The organism is Peribacillus sp. NPDC058002, assembly GCF_042886655.1.
In the GTDB taxonomy this organism is placed as follows: Bacteria; Bacillota; Bacilli; order Bacillales; family DSM-1321; genus Peribacillus; species Peribacillus aracenensis.
This window is the reverse complement of record NZ_JBHVQU010000236.1, coordinates 1-5,245: the sequence shown is the minus strand read 5'-3', so window position 1 is coordinate 5,245 and position 5,245 is coordinate 1. Positions and strand designations below refer to the sequence as shown.

Annotated in this window: 5 protein-coding genes; all 5 read left to right on the top strand. The window is 34.8% G+C overall.

From position 1 onward, the window contains the following. Nucleotides 1-845: 845 nt before the first annotated feature. Complete coding sequence (locus ACFVSH_RS22470; RefSeq protein WP_387707906.1) at nucleotides 846-1,967, top strand: DegT/DnrJ/EryC1/StrS family aminotransferase; 1,122 nt, start codon at nucleotides 846-848, stop codon at nucleotides 1,965-1,967. Next, nucleotides 1,964-2,599 carry an acetyltransferase gene (locus ACFVSH_RS22465; protein WP_387598305.1) on the top strand — a complete coding sequence of 212 codons (636 nt, stop codon included), beginning with the start codon at nucleotides 1,964-1,966 and terminating at the stop codon, nucleotides 2,597-2,599. Before ACFVSH_RS22470 ends, ACFVSH_RS22465 begins: the two co-directional genes overlap by 4 nt. Before the next feature lie 453 nt (nucleotides 2,600-3,052). Beyond that, complete coding sequence (rfbA, locus tag ACFVSH_RS22460) at nucleotides 3,053-3,919, top strand: glucose-1-phosphate thymidylyltransferase RfbA (RefSeq protein ID WP_387598302.1); 867 nt, start codon at nucleotides 3,053-3,055, stop codon at nucleotides 3,917-3,919. A 26-nt stretch (nucleotides 3,920-3,945) separates the two neighbouring features. Next, nucleotides 3,946-4,905, top strand: a complete 960-nt coding sequence (gene rfbB, locus ACFVSH_RS22455; RefSeq protein WP_387598299.1) for a dTDP-glucose 4,6-dehydratase — start codon at nucleotides 3,946-3,948, stop codon at nucleotides 4,903-4,905. Further along, nucleotides 4,902-5,245 (top strand): SDR family oxidoreductase (locus tag ACFVSH_RS22450; RefSeq protein WP_387707904.1); only part of this gene is annotated, 344 nt, incomplete at its 3' end. The genes rfbB and ACFVSH_RS22450, both read left to right, overlap by 4 nt.

The window sequence follows — 5,245 nt, the reverse complement described above, 5'->3', positions numbered from 1 at the left end:
GCTATAACGTAATACGATTTCATCCTTTACTTCTTTCTTGGATTTACATTTCATTTGACACACAGTGTCATCAGATGGCTTAGATGATATTCCTTAATCATTTCGTCCTTATAAACCGGTTTTTTTATTTCCGCTAAATGAGAATGCTCTGAAAACTACACCGATCCATTCAAATCGCTTTAAAAGCTGACTTCTGCAATTTCCAATCTTCTTATACTGCCGAAATTTTATAAACTATAGGGTTACCAATAAACCTAAAAGTGATCTCCATTGAGTATATAACATTTCCTGTCTAATCTTCTCTTAATCCGCAATGTAATCTACATGCTAAAATCACCTTTCAATTCCTAATAGAAAATGAAAACCTACCCTTGGTTTATGTACTTTTATACAGTTAAAACACCCCTGTTTTTTTCAAAAATATTATTTTTCACCGTAAACTACTAAAGAACTATTAAAATTATAGCACTCCTGTTAATTGCAATTTTAAGCCATAAAATTTAATCAAAAGGAATATTAATGGAAAGAACACCAAAGAACTATCGTATAAAAAAAATATCCATTGATGGCAATCGATTTCAAATGGAATATGTGGCTGGATATGCTTTTGATTGAGGTTGTTTTTGGTTGTTTCTTATAAAGTCCAGATTTATATCCGCTTTGCGTGCCAATCAGGCCATGACACAATAAAACTCCGACTATCAAAAAATTCTACACTACAGCAATGAACCATTGCATGACCCGGAATTTAATTTTATTTTTGGATGGATCTTTTGAATACTTATCAGTAATTATGTGAGAAAGTAATTAAAATTTATAAATTAATTGAAACGGAGATGAAAAATATCCGTAAAATTCCGTTTTTACGACCCAACTTAGTGAAACAAGACACATTTACCGATTATTTATCTCAGATTGAACAATCCAGATTGTACAGTAATTATGGACCATTAACTACTCTTTTTGAGAATAGAGTGCTAAACGAATACTATGAAGGAAACGGAGCGGTACTCACGGTCAACAATGCTACCAGTGGACTGATGTTAGCCATTAATCAGAGTAAACGGCCCAAAGGGCAGTTTGCATTAATGCCTAGCTTTACTTTCTCAGCCACCCCTTTAGCGGCTATGTGGTGTGGTTTAGAACCTTATTTTGTAGATGTGAACAAAGACGATTGGTGTATGAATGAGGAACTTGTAAAAGATGAATTGGAAAAATTAGGAGAAAAGGTGGCGGTCGTTGTTCCCTACTCAACCTTTGGAACAGACGTAAACCTATCCTTTTATAAACAAATTCATGAGTCAGGGATACCGGTGGTTTTTGATGCTGCCCCAAGTTTTGGGACATCAGGGCGGAGTGGATCATTTGGCAATAATTTTCCCGGCCCTATTGTGTTCAGCTTTCATGCTACGAAATCATTTGGTATTGGCGAAGGCGGATTAGTATATAGTGCTGATAAAGATTTGATAAATCAAGTTCGTCAGGCGGGAAATTTTGGGTTCTCGGCTGACAGGGAAACTATATCACAAGGTCTTAATAGTAAACTTTCAGAATATGGCGCAGCCGTTGCTCTTGCAACTCTAGATGCCTTTCCTGAAAAGAGACGACAGAGACAACGAATTTATCAATGGTACCAAGAGCAATTCCAACAAACCCCTGTCTTAAAAAAATGGCAACTCCAAAAAACAGAAGGGGAAATTCCCCATCAATTTATGCCTGTTCTCTGTCCTGAAGATCAAAGTAATTTAGATTTTGTGAAATTGCTGGCTGACAATCAAATAGAAGCACGCACCTATTTTTCCCCCACATGTCATCAACAAAATTATTTTACATCATTCAATCGCACATTAATGCCTATTACCAATAGTATGTCAGGACGCATAATTAGTTTGCCTCTATGGGAAGAAATGAAACAAAGTGATATCGTGCAAGTAACGCAAGTGCTTGCTAAGGGATTGAAACCATGAATAAAATCGTCATCTGGGGATGTGGAGGGCATGCACGCGAGGTAAATCATCTATGTGAAAATTCAAGTTATGAGGTTATAGGATTTCTAGATGAAAGATCGGAAATGAAGGGGATAATAATAGATAATGTACCGGTTTTGGGAGATCTTCATGATATTAATTCTCTTCGGAACAAAATTAAAATTGTTTGTGCCGGTGTAGGAGATCCATCTCTAAAAAAGCGCTTTGTCACCAAAACCAAAAATGCAGGTTTTGAGATTGCTGAGACAATAGTCCACCCTTCTGTTTTCATATCAAAACGGAACACACTTGGAGTCGGTTCGATTATTTGTGAAGGAACCATTATTACCACAAATGTTCAAGTAGGAAATTTTGTCATCATAAATCGAAGTTCGAACATTAGCCATGATAATATCATCACCGACTATGTCACGATAGGCCCAGGAGTTAATATTGGAGGTAATGTTACGATTGATGAAGGAGCGTACATTGGAATTGGTTCTTCTATCCGTGAAAAAATTAATATCGGTGCTTGGTCGATTATAGGAGGCGGAGCATTTGTAAAGAATGATGTTCCCGCGAAAACCCTTTATGCAGGAGTACCTGCACAGTTAAAAAAAGATTTAGAATAGAATGCAGGTAATAAGGCTTAACAAATAGATATAAACTAATGGGTTCCAGTGAAAAAACTTAAGAAACCAGACTATTTCACTTTTCCATATTACGAGTTCTATACTAAAATACAACATTTTACTGAAGTTCCCATGTAATTGAAACGCCTTCTTTCTGTGCTTTTGTCATTTGTAAAGCAAAGAATTATTTCACCCGGTTGATTTTTAACCAAGAGAGAAAAAAGACTACAAAGCGTGTTTTCAATTTAGCTTAGTAGTCTTTTCATACCAATAAATCTCAATCTCGTAAGAAATCTATATAAATCTTTAAAATCACATCTCATTTTTACAGAATCCAATCACATTCTTTACGCATATGATGAAAAGGATTATTTTTTTCGTGAAATTCAGAAACCGAAAAAATTTAAATTCATTTTGTTTTTTATATCATACTGCTTGAGGAGGTGAATAATAATGAAAGGAATAATATTAGCTGGTGGAAATGGCACTAGATTATACCCGTTAACGAAGGTTGTCTCAAAACAGCTATTGCCTGTTTATGATAAACCCTTAATTTATTATCCATTGTCCGTGCTAATGCTTGCTGGAATTAAAGATATCTTAATCATTTCTACCCCTATTGATATACCTCGTTTTAAAAATTTATTAGGCGATGGGTCACAATTAGGAATCAATATAAGTTATATAACACAGGAAAAACCGGATGGTATCGCACAGGCTTTTATTATTGGAGAGGATTTTATAGGAAAGGACTCTGTATCTTTAATATTAGGAGACAATATTTTTTATGGACATAATTTCACTAAAACATTGGAAGAAGTCGTTAATCGGCATAACGGTGCGACTATATTCGGCTATCATGTTAAAGATCCTGAACGATTTGGTGTTGTAGAATTTGATGAAAATCGGAAAGTGATATCTTTGGAAGAAAAACCTGTAACGCCTAAATCTCACTATGCTATTACAGGACTTTATTTTTATGATAATAATGTGATTGATATCGCAAAGAGTATTAAGAAATCTTCTCGTGGAGAATATGAAATTACTTCTGTAAATGAATGTTACCTCAAGGAAAACCAGCTTAAGGTTGAGTTATTGGGTAGAGGATTCAGCTGGTTAGACACCGGTACTCATGAATCACTTCTTGACGCTTCTTTATTTATCCAAACCATTCAAAATAGGCAAAACGTTCAAATTGCTTGTATAGAAGAAATTGCCTTTCGAAAAGGATTTATTTCGCCACAGCAACTTCTTGCCTTAGCTAAACCATTAGCGAAAAATGAATATGGGCAATACCTTGTAAGATTAATAGAAAGTTAACAGCTATTCATTGAAAGGAGGCAATCATGAATCTTCTTGTTACAGGTGGGGCTGGTTTCATCGGCCTAAACTTTGTTCGCCATTTGCTAAAGAATACGTCATACAATATAACAGTTATCGATTCTCTAACGTACGCAAGCCATCCTGAAGAGATACGCGCCCTAACATCATCTAATTCTAAATTTCGCTTTATTAAAGGAAGCATTGTAGATGAAAAAGATATGGAAACTGTGATGGATCAAAATTATGAAGCGATTATTCATTTTGCTGCAGAGTCCCATGTTGATAATAGTATTCAAAATGCAGATAAATTCGTACAAACAAATATTGTCGGTACTTATCAAGTATTACAACAATTAATCAAAGGGTATGCAAAAAAAATGATCCATATTTCCACAGACGAAGTTTATGGTACTTTAAGCCCTACTCAACAACCATTCACAGAAGAATCCCCTCTTTCACCTAACAATCCTTATTCGGCTACGAAAGCAAGCTCGGATTTATTAGTAAGATCTTACTATGAAACATATAAATTACCTTTGATTACGACAAGATGCAGTAATAATTTCGGTCCATTTCAACACATGGAAAAATTCATTCCAACCATTGTAAATAGGGCGCTTCACAACCTTAAAATCCCCGTTTATGGGGATGGTCTACAGATAAGAGATTGGCTGTTTGTAGAAGATCATTGTAAAGCCATTTCTCTTATTCTTGAAAATGGTAATTGGGGTGAAGTTTATAATATTGGTGGCGGAAATGAAAGGAAAAATATCGATGTCGTAAAACAAATTTTAGAAATAATGGGGAAGCCTGACCACTTGATTGAATTTGTTGAAGACAGAAAAGGTCATGACCGAAGATATGCTATTGATTCTTCTAAGTTACAAAACGAGTTAAGCTGGAAACAAACCTCTTACTTTGATCAATCATTAGAAGAAACTGTTCTTTGGCACATGAACAAATTTAAAGGTTCTTCCATATGAAGATTGTCATTACAGGTGCAGGAGGCCAATTAGGAAAAGAACTCATTCAGCTTTTTAAAGAGGAAAATTATGTGGTATTTCCATTTACTAAACAACAATTAGATATTACTAATCGTACGCAAATAAAAGAAATGATTGAGAAAATCCAGCCAGATTATCTTATTAATACTGCTGCCTTTACACAAGTTGATCTTTGCGAAACGGATATAGATCAAGCTTTTTTAATTAATGGAATTGGACCTTATTATCTAGCTTGTGAAGCAAAGGAAAAAAAAGTGAAGTTTTTTCATATTAGTACTGACTATGTATTTGATGGTGAAAAAATTGAACCCTATATAGA

Bases quoted from the DNA above. Each gene is read 5' to 3' on its own strand.
- rfbA (WP_387598302.1), top strand. From the start codon at position 3,053: ATGAAAGGAATAATATTAGCTGGTGGAAATGGCACTAGATTATACCCG.
- rfbB (WP_387598299.1), top strand. From the start codon at position 3,946: ATGAATCTTCTTGTTACAGGTGGGGCTGGTTTCATCGGCCTAAACTTT.
- ACFVSH_RS22465 (WP_387598305.1), top strand. From the start codon at position 1,964: ATGAATAAAATCGTCATCTGGGGATGTGGAGGGCATGCACGCGAGGTA.